The sequence below is a fragment of the Dactylosporangium sp. NPDC051541 genome (assembly GCF_044454505.1).
Classification (GTDB): domain Bacteria; phylum Actinomycetota; class Actinomycetes; order Mycobacteriales; family Micromonosporaceae; genus Dactylosporangium.
On sequence record NZ_JBITDU010000009.1, the window covers coordinates 182,722 to 198,290 of the forward strand.

The following is a 15,569-nucleotide window of genomic DNA, read 5'->3' on the forward strand; positions in this document are numbered from 1 at the left end:
TTCTGCTTCGGGCTCGCCTTCTGGTTCGGGCTCGACTTCGGCTTCGGGTTTGTCTTCGGCTTCGGGTTCGTCGTCTGCTGAGTCTGTTTCCGGGTCTCCCGAGTGACGAACCCTGGGGAGCCGGACGAGCTGGAGCGCTTGTGGACGCCACATCGGATGGCGTACATCAAGGGCGAGGACCGCACGGCCGACCACGACGAGCCTGCCGGGTGCCCGTTCTGCCGGGCGCCCGGCCTGCCACCGGAGGACAGCCTGGTGGTAGCCCGCGGCGAGACCGTCTACACGATCCTGAACCTCTACCCGTACAACCCCGGCCACCTCATGGTCGTCCCATACCGCCACGTAGCCGACTACACCGCCCTGACGCTCCCCGAAACCGCGGAGGTGGCGTCCTTCACCCAGACCGCCATGCGAGTGATCCGCCAGGTGAGCGGAGCGCACGGCTTCAACCTGGGCATGAACCAGGGCGCCATAGCAGGCGCCGGCATAGCCGCCCACCTACACCAGCACATAGTCCCGAGATGGGGCGGCGACACCAACTTCATCACCGTGGTCAGCCGCACAAAGGTCCTACCCCAACTCCTGACCGACACCCGCAAACTCCTAGCCGAAGCCTGGCCCGCCGCATAAACGCTCTCCCCCGCACCACTCCCATCTACCGGCGCCACTCCCCTCTCCTGAGCGCAGGCCTCCCTGCCGGCCAACAACGCCAACCCCGCCCTCAGCTCAGCAGCGCCCGCGGCTCCGGCGGGTACTTCACCCTCGCCGCCCGCCGATGAGCGCACAGTCGGCTGTTGTCGCGCCCTCGCCGCCGCCCGTAAGCGCAACACCGACTGGTTACCGCGCCCTCGCCGCCCGCCCCCGAGCGCGACGTTGGCTGTTTCGCACCCTCGCCGCTCGCCTGGCCGTGAGCGAGACCCCGGCTGCTATCGCGTCCCCGCTCGCGAGCGCAACGCCAACTGCTATAGCGCCCTCGCCGCCAGGCCGTAAGCGCGACCCCGGCTGCGCCCTCGCCCTCGCCCGTGAGCGCAACGCCAACTGCCATCCCGCCCTCACCCGCCAGGCCTTAAGCGCGACTTCGGCTGTTATCGCGGCCCCGCTGCGCGCCCGCGAGTGCGACGTTGGTTGTCACCTCGGCTCCGCCGCCCGGCTGCGGGATGCAACCGGGCGGCGGGCTGGCGGGCTGGCGGGCTGGTCAGCGTTTCCAGAAGGCTTTGCGGGGCGGCTGGGTGGAGTCGCCGACTCCTGCTACTCGGTCCAGTTCTGTCAGGGCGAGCTCCCAGAGTTCGGCGAAGGGGCGGGTGGCGAGGGACTGGCGGGTCAGGGCGGCGGCCAGGGTACGCAGGTCCGGCAGGTCCAGCGCGGCCAGGCGCGAGCCCAGGTCCTCGAGGAGTTCGCGGCGCTCGTACTCCGGGCGGTCCTCTGCCTCACGCAGGCGGGCGACCTCCTGCGCGGCCAGGGTCTTGGCGTCGACGCCGCCTCCGCCGGCGAAGCCGTCGAGCTCCTTGGCCATTTCCGGCATGACCAGGCGGCGGGCGAAGCCTCGGCCCGGTGCGGCCTTGCGCCGGACCTGGCCGCCGCTCGGGGGCGGGGGCGGCATCGCCGGGCTCAGCCTCGGCGGGGCCATCGGCGCTGACGACGGGGGTGCCATCGCTGGAGCCGGCGGCGGTGCCATCGGGGCCGGGGATGATGGCGCGAACGGCGCTCCTGGCGCCGAACCCGGCGCACCGGGGCCGCCCGCGGCCGGGGAGTGTGCGACATAGCCGGTCGAGGTCGGCATCGAGGCCAGCGTCGGCTTCAGCACCGGGAACGGCTCTGGGCGCGTCAGATCCCATCCCGCCGGGCTTTCCACCGGCTGGGTCACCTTGCGCGGGTCGCTGCCCTCGGTGACGACTCGGCTGTCGACGGCCACGAACGCGGTGAAGCGGCACAGCACCCCGAACCGCAGCGAGAGCTTGGTGATCTGGTGCTCCAGCGGGGCGCCGGTGAGGTACTGGTCCTCCAGATCGCGCAGCAGCGATCGGGCCCAGACCGCGGTCAGGGCGGTGAAGTCGTGGCGTTCCGCGGGCACCGTGGCCGACCATGGACGGCCGTCGCGGGTCGTGCCGCTGACCGTCAGTGCGCCGGCGACCGGGCCACGGTAGCGCCCGGTGACCACGTATGGGACGCCCGGGAAGATGTCCGCCAGGCGGGCCGGCGTCTGGGTGTCGACGAGCAGGTCCAGGCCGTCGGCGTCGATCCGCACGTCGCTGACGACCGGGGCTCCGATGCGGCGGTGGATGTTGTCCATCGCCTCGTCCAGCCGGTCCTCGCTCTCGACCAGCTCGCAGCGGCCGCCGCCCGCGATGGCAAGGCGGCCCAGGAACCCGGCGTTGACGGCCTGGTCGATGCCGACCGTGTGCACTCGGGTGCCCTGCAGCGACGACGAGATCGTGTGCAGGATCTGGTCCTCGTTGCCGACCTGGCCGTCGGTGACCAGCACGAGCACCCGGTCGCGGGTGCTCTCGGAGCCCAGCAGGCGCAGGCCTTCCATGAGCGGCTCCAGCAATTCGGTGCCGCCGCGGGCGTCCACCCGTGCGAGGTGCTCGACGGCCCGGTAGCGGTTTCGGTCGGTGCCGCCGGCCAGCCCCGATCCCAGCGACTCCGCCGTTTCGATGCGGTCGTCGAACGCCAGCACAGCGAACCGGTCCTGAGCACCGAGGGTGTCGACGATCCGGGCCGCGGCGCGCCGGGCCGCCACCATCTTCCAGCCGCCCATGCTGCCCGAGCGGTCGAGCAGCAGCACGACGTCCCGCGGGCGCGGCGGTGCGTCGGGCTCGGGTGGGAGCACCGTGAGGCGATAGGTGCCTTCCGCGTTTTCGCTCCCAGCCTCACTGTCGATGTCGGGGGCGAGGCTGAGACTTTGCGCGCCGGCCCCGTATGCGAGGCGCAGGATGAAGTCGCGGTTGGCGCGTTCTCCAGGCAGTACCGACAAATGGCTTTCCGCTTTTGCCACCGCGTGCAGGCTTGACCGCACGTCACCGAGGGGCAGGCCCGCCGGGTCGATGTCGACGTCGATCGACAGGCGCAGCGGGTTGGGGAAGCCGGGCAGCAGCACCGGCGGGCTGATCCGGGAAGCGTCGGGGACGGCGTCGGTGTCCAGCGCCCAGCCGTCGCCGACACTGTCACCGTCGAGCGGCGCACCCGGGATGTATCGCGGCGCCACCACCAGCGGGAAGCGGAACGTCGCTTCGCCGTCCTCGAAGGCGAGCGGGCCGACGATGGACAGCTTCACGCTCACGCGCTCGCCGGGCAGGATGTTGCCGACGCGCATGGTGAACACGTCAGGCCGCTCCTCCTCGGCGATCGAGGCCCGCTGACCGGCGGCGATGGCGTTGTCGTAGGCCTGGCGGGCGGCGCCGCGCTCCTGCAGATCGGCCTCGACGGTCCGGCCGTCGGCGGTCATCGCCATGCTGATCACGGCCGCGCGGTCGGGCAGCGGGAAGATGTAGGTCGCCTCGAGCGGCTCCCGGTGGACGTTGACGAACTCCTGGGTGAGATCGGTGCGGGCGACCAGGCCGGTGATCGCGGCCCGCACCTCGAGCCGGTCGAGCGGAAGGTTGCCGCGCTCGGTGCGCAGTGCGCCCAGGCCGGCCTCGTCCGCGGGCGCGGCGGCCGTGCGCGCCTCGTCCTCGGTCATCGTCGCGAGTCTCATCTGGCGTTCCCTCTCCTCGTCGTCGTCTCGTCCGGTGTGACAAGTCCCCGGGTCGCGAGCAGATCCATGAGCTCGCGGGCCGCGTCCCGGATGGCCTCGAGGTCGTCCTCGCTCGGCGTGCCGTGCAGGAGCAGGACCGCTCCCCCGCCCAGCGGCACTCCGCTGAGCAGGCCCGTCGTCACCGGAGCCGCGATCGGCTCCGGACTGTGGTGCGGTCGATGGTGGTGCTCCAGTGGCTCGTATATGGCCGGCCGTTGCGTCCAGAAGCGCTCCGGGGTGCCTCGCGGTGGGGGATCCCCCCGCTCCGCGATGCGTTGGAGCACCTCGTCCGGCGCCTCGGCCAGCTCCGCTTGAATCTCGGCGATCTTGAACCCTTGCGACTGGCGACGTTTGACTGCCACCAGTTGGGTGAGGTGCCTCGGCCCGTACCACGCCGTCCGCCCGCGCATGATGGGCCGATCGACGAGACCGATCGTCGTATACCACCGGACGGCCCGGGCATCGGGAACGTCCCGCACCCGCCCGTTCGGCGCGCCCGCATAGGTGGTGCCGTCGAGCTCTTCGGCTACGCGGCCGATGAGCTCGTCGAGCGTCCATTCCGAAGCGGTCATGGCAGCAATGGTGACACTGTCACGTTGACAGTGTCAAGGTCTGGGGTTTAGGTTGTTGGGCATGACGAGGTTCTCTGATCGCCCACGCACGGCGCTGCTGGTCATCGACATGCAGAACGGCAGCACGAGCGGCTCGTACAACCGGGACGGCGTCATCGCCAACATCAACGCACTGGTGGACAAGGCGCGGGCCGAGGGCGTGCCGGTCGTGTGGGTCCAGCACGCCGACGAGCACATGCCACGGGACAGCGAACCGTGGCAATACGTGCCGGAGCTGGTGCGGCAGGAGTCGGAGGCCTTGGTGCACAAGGGCTATTCGGACTCGTTCGAGGACACCGATCTGGAGCAGAGGCTCGCTGAGCTGCAGGTTGGGCGGCTGGTGGTGACCGGGGCGCAGACGGACATGTGTGTTCGCGCGACGCTGCATGGGGCGTTGGTGCGGGGGTACGACGCCACGCTGGTCGGGGATGCGCATACGACGGAGGACCTGACGGAATATGGGGCGCCTTCGCCTGAGCTGGTGATCGCCCATACGAACCTCTACTGGGCGGATGAGCGGGCTCCGGGGCGGCAGGGCGGGACTGTCGCGACCAAGGAGGTGAGCTTCGGCTGACGTCGTTTTGGTGAGCTGCAGGAGCTGGGATCGATGCGCACGGACGGCGCGCTGGGTGACGATGCCGGCCGGGTACGGCCATGACCCGCCCGCGGCCACGGTGCGGATCTGGCCCTTGCCGACTGGGAGGTGAACCCGGGGAACGTCGCACGCCACCGCCATGGCCGTCGCCGGCAACGCCGTCACGGTGGATTTGAACCTGGGGGCAATTGCACACCACCGCTGTAGCCGTCACCGGCAAACATGGTCGCGGTGGGGTGTATCCGGGGGACGGTCACGCGCCACCGCTGTAGCCATCACCGCCACGGCCGTCGCCGACGATGACGTCGTCCTTCGAGCGCCGGGTGGCCGTCGCGGTGGAAGTGAACCTTGGAGCGATCGCACGCCACCGCTGCAGCCCACCACCGCCATGGCCGTCGCCAGCAATGACGTCGTCCTTCGAGCGCCGGGTGGCCGTCGTGATGCCGTTCGGCGCCGCGACCGCAACGCCGCCGTTGACCCGTGCCGGCGGCGGTAGGGCGGTTACTCGAGGCGGCTGTCGGTACGCCCTCTACCAACGTGATCGTGACTGCGAGAGCCTTGTCGGTCCGGGCGTCGCGGCGGGCGAGTGCACACGCGGGCCGCTGGCGAAACACAGGGCACGGTCGCGGCCGCAGTACTGCCATCGAACCGCATGGCGAAGTGGGCGGCGGTGCGGGTGCGGGTGCGGGCAGGGCGGTGGGTAAGGGCAGGGCGGTCGAAGAGGGCGGGGCGGCCGGCGTAGGTGTGAGCGGGCTGGATTGGCCGGCTGGTATTCGTGTGCCCGTCGGGGTGTGGGCGAGGGTTGGAGGGTTTCGTTGGGGCCGGAGGTGGGTGGGCCCTTACAGCGTGCTGTCCGGTAGGCGGGGTAGGCGGACTTCGGCTCGTACGCCAGGGCGGGCGTCGGTCAGGCGGACTGTGCCTCCGTGGCGGCGGGCCAGTTCGCGGACGATGGCCAGGCCCAGGCCGCTGCCGCCGGCGTCCCTTGCCCGGCCGTCGTCCAGGCGGGCGAAGCGGTCGAAGACGCGTTCGCGTAGCGGGGCTGGGATGCCCTCGCCGTTGTCGGTGACCGTGACGAGGACCTCGTTGGCGCCCTCGGGCTCCACGGCCAAGGTGACCTCGGTTCTGGCGTGGCGTACCGCGTTGTCGACCAAGTTGAGAACGATGCGGTGCAGTGCGTCCGGGTCGCCCTCGGTCCACAGGGACTCGCCCGGCTCGACCCTGACAGTGTCGTAGCGCTTCTTGAAGGAGGTCAGCAACGTTCGCAGCTCCACCGGTTCCACGGCCTTGCGGCGGTGGTCGGAGGCGTCCGCCCGGGCCAGCAGCAGCAGGTCGTCGACCAGGCGGGACAGGCGGTCCAGGTCGGCGATCACGTCGTCGGAGACGGCGGCCCAGTCGCCCAGCTTCTGCGCCACCTCGATCTGGATCCGGATGGAGGCCAGGGGGCTGCGCAGCTCGTGGGCGGCGTCGGCGATGAAGGAGCGTTGGCGGGCCCTTGAGACCGCCAGGCGGTCCAGCATGTGGTTCAAGGTGATGGCCAGGCGCTGGATCTCGTCGCTCGACGGCGGGACCGGGAGGCGTTCGTCGGTGGCGGCGCCGGTGATGCGTTCGGCGCCCAGGCGGAGGCGGTCGACCGGGGACAGGGCGGCGCCGACGACGCGCCAGGCTATGGCCACCAGGATGACGATCAAGGTCGGGTAGGTGAGCCAGAGGGCGTTGGTCAGCAGGTGCAGGCTGCGGTGGTAGTCCGCGAGGGGTACGGCGACCAGGATGATCCGGCCGTCGGGGACCTGGTGGGCGGTCACCCGCAACGTGTCGGGCTGGACGACACGGTCGCCGGGGACCTCGACGCGGTCTCCGCGCAGGGCGCTGTCGAACTCGGTGCCACGCAGGAGCGGTACAAACAAATCCGCATTTTGATCGCCGGCCATGACCGTGCGCGTCTTGGGATCGATGATCTGCACGACCTGGTTGGCCGGGGCCGGCAGGGTCTCCGGGAGGCGGCCGCCCTCGTCCAGGAGGGAGGCGATCTCGGCGGCGGTGGCGTCGGCGGAACGGTCGAGGGAGCCGCGGAAGCTGTAGGTCATCGCGAAGGCCATCGCCGCGCCGGCGATGGCCAGGCCGACGATCAAGCCGGTGGTGCCGAGGAGGACGAGCCGGCCGCGCAGCGAGAAGGACGCCCACCACCTCACGGCGCCACCTCGCACCGGCCAGGAATCGCAAAAGCCACCAAAACCGCAAAAGCCACCGAAACCGCGTGAGCCACCAAGACCGCGAAAGTCACCAGGACCGCGAGATCGGACCGAACAAGCGCCGGGCCGGTCATGTGCGCAGCCGATAGCCGGCGCCGCGGACGGTCTCCAGAAGGTCGCGGCCCAGCTTGCGGCGCAGGTATCCCACATAGACCTCGACCGCGTTCGGTGCGGTGTCGACGCTCGCGTCCCACACGTGATCGAGGAGCTCGGTCTTGGAGACGACCTGGCCGGGCCGGCGCATCAGGTATTCCAGCAGCGCATACTCCCGGGCGGTCAGCACGATCTCCTCGCCCGCGCTGGTCACGCGGCGGCGGGCCGGGTCGAGGCTCAGCTCGCCGACCGTGAGGACGCTCGGGCGCTCGGGCGCGCCGCGGCGCAGGAGGGCGCGCAGGCGGGCGACGAGCACGACGTAGGAGAAGGGTTTGGTCAGGTAGTCGTCGGCGCCGCAGTCGAGGCCGTCGGCCTGGTCGTATTCACCGTCCTTGGCGGACAGCATGAGCACCGGCACCCAGTTTTTCTCGGCGCGCAGGGTCTGGACCACCCGGTACCCGGACAAACCAGGCAGCATGATGTCCAGGATCACCGCGTCGTAGCCTCCGTGCCGGGCCATCTCCAGGCCGTTGGGGCCGTCGCCGGCCACGTCCACGGCGAAGCCCTCCGCCTGCAGGCCCCGCTGCAACGCGTTGGCCATGCGCATCTCGTCCTCTACCACCAGCAGCCGCACGCGTTACAGCGTGGCATGCTCGGCTGTGACACGGCACAGACGGTCTCAGCGATGTCACAGCCGCGTCGAAGCACCATGTATGCAGGAGGTGCAACCAATGCCTAACTTCACGTCACGACCCGTCCTTCGGTGGGCGGTGCCCGCGGTCGCTGCGGTCGCTGTGGTCGGTGCGGGCGTGGCAGCGAAGACCCTTGCGGTCGCCGCCGAGCCTGACCTGCCGCCGCGCACCGCTGCGCAACTGCTGGTCGACCTGCAGACGGCCCAGCTGGACGGGTTGTCCGGGACGGTCGTCGAGCGGGCCGACCTCGGTCTTCCGGCGATTCCGCTGCTGACCGGCGACCAGAGCGCCAAGCTCACGTCGCTGGCGTCCGGTAAGCACACCCTGCGTGTGTGGTATTCGGGGCCCGACAAGGCCCGGGTATCACTGCTGGGCACGCAGGGACAGAGCGACATCATCCACAACGGCAACGACACCTGGCTCTGGGACTCCCAGGCCAAGGAGGCGCAGCACTTCGCCGGTGCTCCGGGGGGAGCCGGCGACAAGGGCGCCGTGCCGTCGCCGACCGACATCCCGACTTCCCCGCAGGAAGCGGCTGACCTGGCGCTCAAGGCGCTGGACCCGACCACGCAGGTCTCCACGGGCACGTCCGCGAAGATCGCCGGTCGCAACGCCTACGAGCTCGTGCTCCGCCCGAAGGACACCGCGTCGCTGGTCGGCGAGGTGCGCCTGGCGATCGACGCGCAGGAGAAGCTGCCGCTGCGGGTGCAGGTCCTGCCCCGCGGCTCGGCCAACCCGGCGTTCGAGGTGGCATTCACCTCGGTGAACTTCACCCGCCCGGACGACGCCGAGTTCAAGTTCAACCCGCCGGCCGACACCAAGGTCACCGAGGTCAACCCGGACGCCAAGGACGCGGAGCAGGCGAAGAACAAGCTCGACGAGAACGGCGCAAACGCCGACAAGCCCAAGAGCGCGGTTATCGGTACCGGCTGGACGTCGGTCGTGGTGCTGCGGTCCTCGGACGCGACCTCGGGGGCGGCCACGTCGGAGGAGCAGAAGAAGGCGCAGGACGCCATCGGGCAGCTGCCGACCGGCAACGGTGGGCGCACGTTCAACACCAAGCTGCTCAACGTGCTGTTCACCGACGACGGCCGGGTGCTCATCGGCTCGGTCACCCCAGAGCGGCTGGCCCAGGTGGCCGCCGACCCGGCCGCCGCACTGAAGTAGAAGCAGCGGTGCAGTAAGCAGCAGCAACAACACCGCTCAACGGTGGGAAGGGACCGCGGGCTCGCCGCGGTCCCTTTCGCGTCCCCGGGCGAACGTGGCGAGGGAGTACATGTCGCGGGCCTGGCTGAGCAGCGCCTCTTCGCGCGCGGTGTCCTGGCGCACGGTGAAGCCGACCGTCGAGTACGCCAGGCCGGCGAGCAGCAGGCAGGACAGTACACACACCGGGGCCAGCATTTCGAACAGCGTCGCACCGGGAACCGCGCCGGTGGTGGGCGCGGGCGTCACGCGGAGAGCGGCCATCACGATGTAATGGGTGCTGCCGACGGCGAGGGACATGAGCACCGAAGCACTGATCATGGCCGCGGTACCGCGAACCACGCTGACACACCACAGCGTCACGATGGCGCTGACGATCGCCGCGGCGAGCCCGATCAGCAGGGTCCGCGCGTCGAACCCCACGACCCCCGCGACCCGCATCGACAGCGGCCCGGTGGCGTACACCGCGGCGAGCCCGATCCCGGTGAGCACCCCGGCCGGCAGGATCTTGCCGGCGCTCGCCGGACCGAAGCCGACGAGGTACAGCCCGAGGCAGTAGACGACCACGGCGATCCCGAACCCGAGGGCCGTGGTCGCGATGTCGTACCGCACGACCGTCTCCGGCACGTCGACGCCCAGCATCGCCATGAAGTGCGGCACCCACGTGCCCGTTCCGCCGATCGCGAGCGCCGACAGGGTCAGCCAGCCCGCCCGGCGCCGGCCGGTGAAGGCCCGGGAGCGGCTGGTCAGGAACGAGCCGAGCAGGCCGCCCAGCATCGACATGGCCAGGGCCAGCGCAGGCGTGATCCAGCCGTAGGAGAATTGCTCAACCGAGGTCACCCGGCGATTGAGCCAGCCCGATCGCTGCCCCGGCCGGACACGTTGTCCGGGGTTTGCCCGTTCGGGGCACGGGTAGCCCGCTCATATGACGGAACCCGACCACTCGCTCATCGGCTCCGGCGCCGCCGGCCGGGCCACGGAAGGCGAGACCGACGAGGCCCTGGACGCCGAGCGCGGGTCCGAGTGGGCGCCGCCGGACACGCCGCCCCGGGACGCGACCACGCCGCCGGACATGGACGACGAACCGGAGCTGCCCGACCCCGACGGGTCGCACCACCGGCTCTGACGCTCAGCCGTACATGGGCCGGGTGGCCTGCATCTCCTCCCGGCTCGGCCCGACGTCCAGCCACGTCCGCGGCGCGTCGGTCTCCTCGAGCTCGACCCGGTCCTCGGGCCGGACCGGCTTCGGCAGCTCGCCGAACCGCGCGTAACGCAGGAATGCGAGCTCGTTGTCGGTGAACTCCATGGCTCGATGGTGCGCGCTCGAGTGCGCGGCGCGCAAGAATGTCCGCCATGACCAAGCCGCCCGCGGTCGGAAGAGCCCAGGTCCTCGCGTACCGCACGATCGCCAACGACCTGCACGAGCGCCACGACGGCGACCCGACCGGCCTCGCCGTGCTCGACCTCGGCGTGCCGAACGTGCCCGCCGGCTCCGCCCGCCAGGCCCTCGCCGCCCGCTGCACCGACCCCCGCGCCGGCGACCTCGCCCTGGCCTGGAGCACCCGCGGCGCCCCGCACCTGCACCGCCCGGCCGACCTGCCCGGGCTCGCGGCGGCGCTCTGGCCCCTCTCCGACGCCGACGCCGCGGCCCGGTTCGCGACCGGCCAGCTGCCGAAAACCGCGGCCGACCTGGGCCTGGAGGCGTTCCGGGCGACGGCCGCGGCCATGCGCAAGGTGGTGCGCAAGCCGACGGCCAAGGGCGACGTGAGCCGGGCCGTCTCCGATCTGGTACCCCCTGAGCTCACCTACGACTGCAAGGCCTGCGGCGCCAGGCACATCTCCGGCGGACTGTTCCAGTTGGCGGGCCTCGGCGGCGGGGTACGCCTCGACGAGGACGCGGCCAAGACCGTCCTCGCGCCGATCGAGCCGTGGCCGAAGCAGCCCGCGAAGGCGTCCGGGACGGCGAATTTCATCCGGGGGTACCTCCGGCTGCTCGGACCGGCGACACAAGGCGACGTCGCGAAGTACCTCGGCACGACCGTCACCGCCCTGAAGCCGATCTCGCCCGAGGACCTCGCGGCCGTCTCCGTCGACGGCCGGACGGCCTGGCTGCCGGCCGCCGACCTGGACACCCTGCTGGCCGCGCCGCCGGTTGCGGGCGTGCGCCTGCTGCCGCCCTCGGACCCGTTCCTGCAGGCTCGTGACCGTTCCGTGCTGGTGCCGGACAAGGCGCAGCAGCAGGAGGTCTGGCGGATACTCGGCAACCCGGGGGTGCTGCTGGTCGACGGGGACATCGCGGGGACGTGGCGGGCGCGGGCGGTACCGAAGAAGCGGCTGGAACTGTCGGTCACGGCGTGGGCGTCCGTGTCGCCGGCTCTGGTGGAGCGCGAGGCCGGGACGGTGGCGGCGGTCCGCGGGTTCGGCGCGGTGGACGTCCGCTGGTAGCTCGCCCAGCTCAAGGGACCGGCCGCGGAACAGTGCCGCGACCCACCTGAGCAGCGCATCGACGGCGACCGCGGCGAGTGACCGCGGCGCCCGCGGTCGGGACGGCGGGGCGGGCGGTACTGTCGGGACGCATGAGGCTGGATCCGGTTGGTCGTTGGCTGAAGCTGCCACCCGCGGTGACCGCACGGGTCACGGCGACGCGCGCCATCCCGATCCGCATGCGTGACGGCGCCAACCTGCGCGCCGACCACTACTCCCCCGCCGTCGACGCCGACCTGCCGACGGTCCTGGTCCGCACCCCGTATGGCCGCGGCGCCCCGACCAACATCCTGTGCCGGGCCGTGGCCCAGCGCGGCTTCCACGTGCTCATCCAGTCGTGCCGCGGCACCGCCGACTCCGGCGGCACGTTCGAGCCGCTCGCCCAGGAGCGCGAGGACGGCCTGGACACGCTGGACTGGCTGCGGGTCCAGCCCTGGTATGACGGCCGCCTCCTCACCTACGGCCCCAGCTATGTCGGCTTCGTCCAGTGGGCCCTGGCCGCCGAAGCCGGCGACGAGCTCAAGGCCATGGCGACGATCGTCACCGCATCCGACTTCGGCCCTCCCACCTACGCCGGCGGCGCGTTCTCCCTGGACACGGTCCTGACCTGGTCCGCCCTGCTGGAGGCGCAGCGCGGCCCGCGCCTGGAGAACGCCGTCGAACTCCTGCGCGGCCAGCCCCGCCTGCAACGCGGCCTGGCCCGGGTCCCGATGGTCGAGGCCGACCGCGTCACCGTCGGCGCCGAGATCGAGTTCTTCCAGCGCTGGCTGGCCGAGGCGGACCCGGCCAACCCGTATTGGACCCAGCGCGGGCACGCCCACCGCCTGCCGAACGTCACCGCGCCGGTCCTGATGATAGGCGGCTGGTACGACATCTTTCTGCCGTGGCAACTGGCCGACTACACAGCGCTACGGGCGGCCGGCCAGCACCCGCACCTGACCATCGGCCCCTGGCATCACGGCAGCCCAGCCCTGTTCCAGCAGTCCGCCGCCGAGGCCGTGGCCTGGTTCCGGGCCCACACCGGCGGCCCCGAACAGATCCGCGACCACCCGGTCCGGGTCCACGTCGGCGGCGCCGACGGCTGGCTGGAGCTGCGCGACTGGCCACCGCCGAAGAGCCGGGTGCAGCGTTGGTACCTCGGGGAAGCCGGCACCCTCACCCCCGACGTCCACGACCACCCGGCGGCGGACGAGGACCTCTGGCCAACCCCCGAGGGCACGACCGACACGCCCCCGGCCGAGGTCTCCCCCGGCGCCCAGCTGGACTCGTTCATCTACGACCCGAAGGACCCGACCCCGGCTCTGGGCGGCCCCCGCCTGGTCGGCAAGATCGCCGGCCGCCGCGACAACCGCCCGCTGGAGTCCCGCCCGGACGTCCTGACCTTCACCTCGGCTCCACTGACCGAACCCCTGTCGGTGGTAGGCCCGGTCTCCGCGGAGATCACGGTCCGGGCGACGACCGCCGGCCGCGACGAGGACACGCCGGCCCCATACTTCGACGTCTTCGTCCGCCTGTGCGAGGTGGACGAACAGGGCCGCTCGTGGAACATCTGCGACGGCCTGGCCCGAGCCCGCCCCGACCGCACTCCCGACACCCCGATCCACGTGGACCTGTGGCCAACCGCGCACCGCTTCACCCCCGGCCGCCGAGTACGCATCCAAATCAGCGGCGGCGCCCACCCCCGCTTCAGCCGCAACCCCGGAACCGGCGCTCCCTTGGGCCACGAGCTCGAGCTCCGCAAAGTCCGCCAGGAGATCCTCTCCCCGTCGTACGTGAACCTGCCGCTGTCCTGACTCCGAGGGGCGAGACGTCGCCTCCACCTTCTGCGGCCGGCCGCCCGGGGCCGCGATCCACGGGCGCGACGGGCCGGAGAGCCCACGCTCCGAGGCCGTGCGCAGCGCGCCACCCCGCCCGCGCCACCCCGCCCGCGCCACCCCGCCCGCTCGCCCAACGGACACGGCCCGGACGACGGGCAGCCGACCCCACCCACGACAAGCGGCGGACGAGCGGACGGCGACTGCGGAAACAGCAGCGGCGCGGGCAGCGGGCCACCATGCGCAGCGTCTCCCACGGCCGCCAACGGACCCAAGACGCGCGGCGGACGACGGCGAGCAGCGACCAGCGAGCCCACGGTGCGCGGGCCCACGATGGGCGACAGGGGCCAGACGGCGGCAGACGGCAGCGGGCAGCGGGACCGGACGGCGACGGGCAGCGGCACGGGCGGGTCGACGACGATGAGGACCGGACGACGGCGGCGGATGAGCGGGCGGCGACGGCGGACAACAGCAGTGCGGAGACGGGGTGTGGAGGAGTGGGTCAGGTTTGGATTGACGGGTGGTACTCGGACTCGGTGAGGCCGAAGGTCCAGGCGACGCCCTCGCGAGCGGTCCGGGTGGTCGGGGGGACTCGCAGCCAGTAGACGCGGCTGGTGCCGTCCGGCTCCGGGGTGCTGTTGACGACCTCGACCATGACCAACGGTTCGTCGTCGGTGAAGTTGAGGCGCCACAGGGTGCCGGCCTCGTCCTGGTTGACGCGGCGGGCGCCGGCTTCGCGGAGGTAGCGGTCGTAGCCGAAGTGCTCCAGCATCACGCGGCGCAGCTCGGCGTTGCGTTCGTCGGCGATCTGGCGGTAGGTGAGCCGGCCCAGGCGGTCGACCAGGTCCGACGGGATCGGCATGCCGCGCCAGGCGTGGATGGCGTAGCCGTCGGTGTAGTGCAGGGCCGGGGCGTCGGCGGCGTGCAGGCGGCCGATGTTGTCCCGGTGCACGGCGTCGGGGCGGTCGGTCAGGATGGCGATGTTGGCATACGGCCACCACCAGCCCGCGGACCTCGCCACTCCGGCCAGACCGGCCAGGCGCTGGACCGCGTGCAGCGCGGCCTCCGCGACACCGTGGCCACCCTCCGCGCCCGCGGTGGCCCAGACCGCCCCGACCGGACCCGCGCTGAACACCGGCTCCGGAGCGTCCGCGACCGGCTCGCCCCCGTCGGACGGATCGCCGTCGACGGACCCGTCAGACGATCCGCCGTCCGCAGGGCCCTTCGCCGCCATCGCCGCCGCCCAGGCCGCCGCCCCCGCCGGCCCGGCACTGAACATCGCCGCCGGATCAGCCGACTCCCCAGCCGCAGCCGACCGCCCAGAACCAGCCGACCGCGCGGACGAGCTCCCGTCCGAAGGCGAGCCAGGAAACGCCGACGAACCGACGAACGTGAACGAACCGGCGGCGGCCGACGACCCGCTGGACGTCCGGGCCGCGCTGGTGGTGGCGAGCGGCGGGGAGCCGGGCGGGGCACCGGCGGCGTCGAACGCGGCCAGCCAGCCCGCGTCGTGCTGGCCGCCCACCGCGTCGAGCAGCACCGCCCGGGCGTGCACGGGCAGTTCGCCGCGCAGGTGGGTGCGCAGCGGGGTCGAGATGCGGTCGTTGATCAGGCGCCAGACGTCCGCGCCGCACGCCGACCACAGCGCCGCCCAGCCGTCCGGGCCCAGCAGGTCGTGGGCCTCAGCCCGGGCGGCGGCCCACGGGTTGGTGCGGATGGCGGCGCGGACCGAGGCGCCGGCGCTGCCGTGGACCGGCGGGCAGCCCTGGAGCCGCAGGTCGGCCTCGATGGCGGCGTCGGCCGCGTCGATCTGGGTGCCGGGGAGGCCGCGGCGGCCGGTGAGCAGGGCCGCGGCGCGGGCACCCGCCTGCGGGGACGCGAACCAGACGATGTGGCGGGGCTCCGGCAGGCCGGCCGAGCGGTAGGCGAGGCGGACCGCGTCGGCGGCGGCCTGGCGGTCGGCCGGGGCGGTCGAGAGGCCGGCGGCGAGCCACTTGGCGGACACGGCGCCCTGCGCGGCCGCCCGCGACTCGGCGGTGGCGAGCTCAGTGGTCATCGAGCGGCCCTCCAATCAAACGCACCGGTCAAGGTAGAA

General features: G+C 72.1%; 13 protein-coding genes. 6 read left to right on the forward strand and 7 right to left on the reverse strand.

The genetic code is table 11. From position 1 onward, the window contains the following. Positions 1–156 precede the first annotated feature (156 nt). Complete coding sequence (locus ACIA8L_RS35055; RefSeq protein ID WP_395911750.1) at positions 157–630, forward strand: HIT family protein; 474 nt, start codon at positions 157–159, stop codon at positions 628–630. A 565-nt stretch (positions 631–1,195) separates the two neighbouring features. Here ACIA8L_RS35055 and ACIA8L_RS35060 read toward each other — a convergent pair. Both ACIA8L_RS35060 and ACIA8L_RS35065 read right to left on the reverse strand, forming a co-directional pair. Further along, positions 1,196–3,694, reverse strand: a complete 2,499-nt coding sequence (locus tag ACIA8L_RS35060) for a VIT domain-containing protein (protein ID WP_395911218.1) — start codon at positions 3,692–3,694, stop codon at positions 1,196–1,198. Then, positions 3,691–4,305 (reverse strand): MerR family transcriptional regulator, encoded by a 615-nt coding sequence (locus ACIA8L_RS35065; RefSeq protein ID WP_395911220.1) that lies wholly within the window; start codon positions 4,303–4,305, stop codon positions 3,691–3,693. Before ACIA8L_RS35065 ends, ACIA8L_RS35060 begins: the two co-directional genes overlap by 4 nt. Positions 4,306–4,366: 61 nt before the next feature. Between ACIA8L_RS35065 and ACIA8L_RS35070 the strand changes: the two genes are divergently transcribed. After that, entirely contained in the window at positions 4,367–4,918 is a 552-nt protein-coding gene (locus ACIA8L_RS35070) for a cysteine hydrolase family protein (RefSeq protein WP_395911221.1), read from the forward strand. A gap of 860 nt (positions 4,919–5,778) precedes the next feature. Here the strand turns inward: ACIA8L_RS35070 and ACIA8L_RS35075 are convergent. Both ACIA8L_RS35075 and ACIA8L_RS35080 read right to left on the reverse strand, forming a co-directional pair. Further along, complete coding sequence (locus tag ACIA8L_RS35075; RefSeq protein ID WP_395911223.1) at positions 5,779–7,128, reverse strand: sensor histidine kinase; 1,350 nt, start codon at positions 7,126–7,128, stop codon at positions 5,779–5,781. A 130-nt stretch (positions 7,129–7,258) separates the two neighbouring features. Further along, positions 7,259–7,915, reverse strand: coding sequence for a response regulator transcription factor (locus ACIA8L_RS35080; RefSeq protein ID WP_395911224.1), 657 nt, complete (start codon positions 7,913–7,915; stop codon positions 7,259–7,261). A 97-nt stretch (positions 7,916–8,012) separates the two neighbouring features. Here ACIA8L_RS35080 and ACIA8L_RS35085 point away from each other — a divergent pair, with 97 nt between their 5' ends. Then, positions 8,013–9,140, forward strand: coding sequence for an outer membrane lipoprotein carrier protein LolA (locus tag ACIA8L_RS35085; RefSeq protein ID WP_395911226.1), 1,128 nt, complete (start codon positions 8,013–8,015; stop codon positions 9,138–9,140). 36 nt (positions 9,141–9,176) lie between these two features. On the opposite strand, the gene ACIA8L_RS35090 is transcribed toward ACIA8L_RS35085, so the two are convergent. Next, positions 9,177–10,016: an MHYT domain-containing protein gene (locus ACIA8L_RS35090; RefSeq protein ID WP_395911227.1), complete on the reverse strand. Its 840-nt coding sequence runs from the start codon at positions 10,014–10,016 to the stop codon at positions 9,177–9,179. Between the two features lie 85 nt (positions 10,017–10,101). Here ACIA8L_RS35090 and ACIA8L_RS35095 point away from each other — a divergent pair, with 85 nt between their 5' ends. Further along, on the forward strand, positions 10,102–10,302 hold the full coding sequence (locus tag ACIA8L_RS35095) for a hypothetical protein (RefSeq protein ID WP_395911229.1): 201 nt from the start codon (positions 10,102–10,104) through the stop codon (positions 10,300–10,302). 3 nt (positions 10,303–10,305) lie between these two features. Here ACIA8L_RS35095 and ACIA8L_RS35100 read toward each other — a convergent pair whose 3' ends face one another. Further along, positions 10,306–10,482 carry a hypothetical protein gene (locus ACIA8L_RS35100; protein WP_395911231.1) on the reverse strand — a complete coding sequence of 59 codons (177 nt, stop codon included), beginning with the start codon at positions 10,480–10,482 and terminating at the stop codon, positions 10,306–10,308. A 47-nt stretch (positions 10,483–10,529) separates the two neighbouring features. Here ACIA8L_RS35100 and ACIA8L_RS35105 point away from each other — a divergent pair, with 47 nt between their 5' ends. Continuing rightward, positions 10,530–11,621, forward strand: a complete 1,092-nt coding sequence (locus ACIA8L_RS35105) for a DNA glycosylase AlkZ-like family protein (RefSeq protein WP_395911232.1) — start codon at positions 10,530–10,532, stop codon at positions 11,619–11,621. Between the two features lie 131 nt (positions 11,622–11,752). After that, positions 11,753–13,453: a CocE/NonD family hydrolase gene (locus ACIA8L_RS35110; protein ID WP_395911234.1), complete on the forward strand. Its 1,701-nt coding sequence runs from the start codon at positions 11,753–11,755 to the stop codon at positions 13,451–13,453. Between the two features lie 523 nt (positions 13,454–13,976). On the opposite strand, the gene ACIA8L_RS35115 is transcribed toward ACIA8L_RS35110, so the two are convergent. Then, positions 13,977–15,530, reverse strand: a complete 1,554-nt coding sequence (locus tag ACIA8L_RS35115) for a DUF6745 domain-containing protein (RefSeq protein ID WP_395911235.1) — start codon at positions 15,528–15,530, stop codon at positions 13,977–13,979. Positions 15,531–15,569 lie beyond the last annotated feature (39 nt).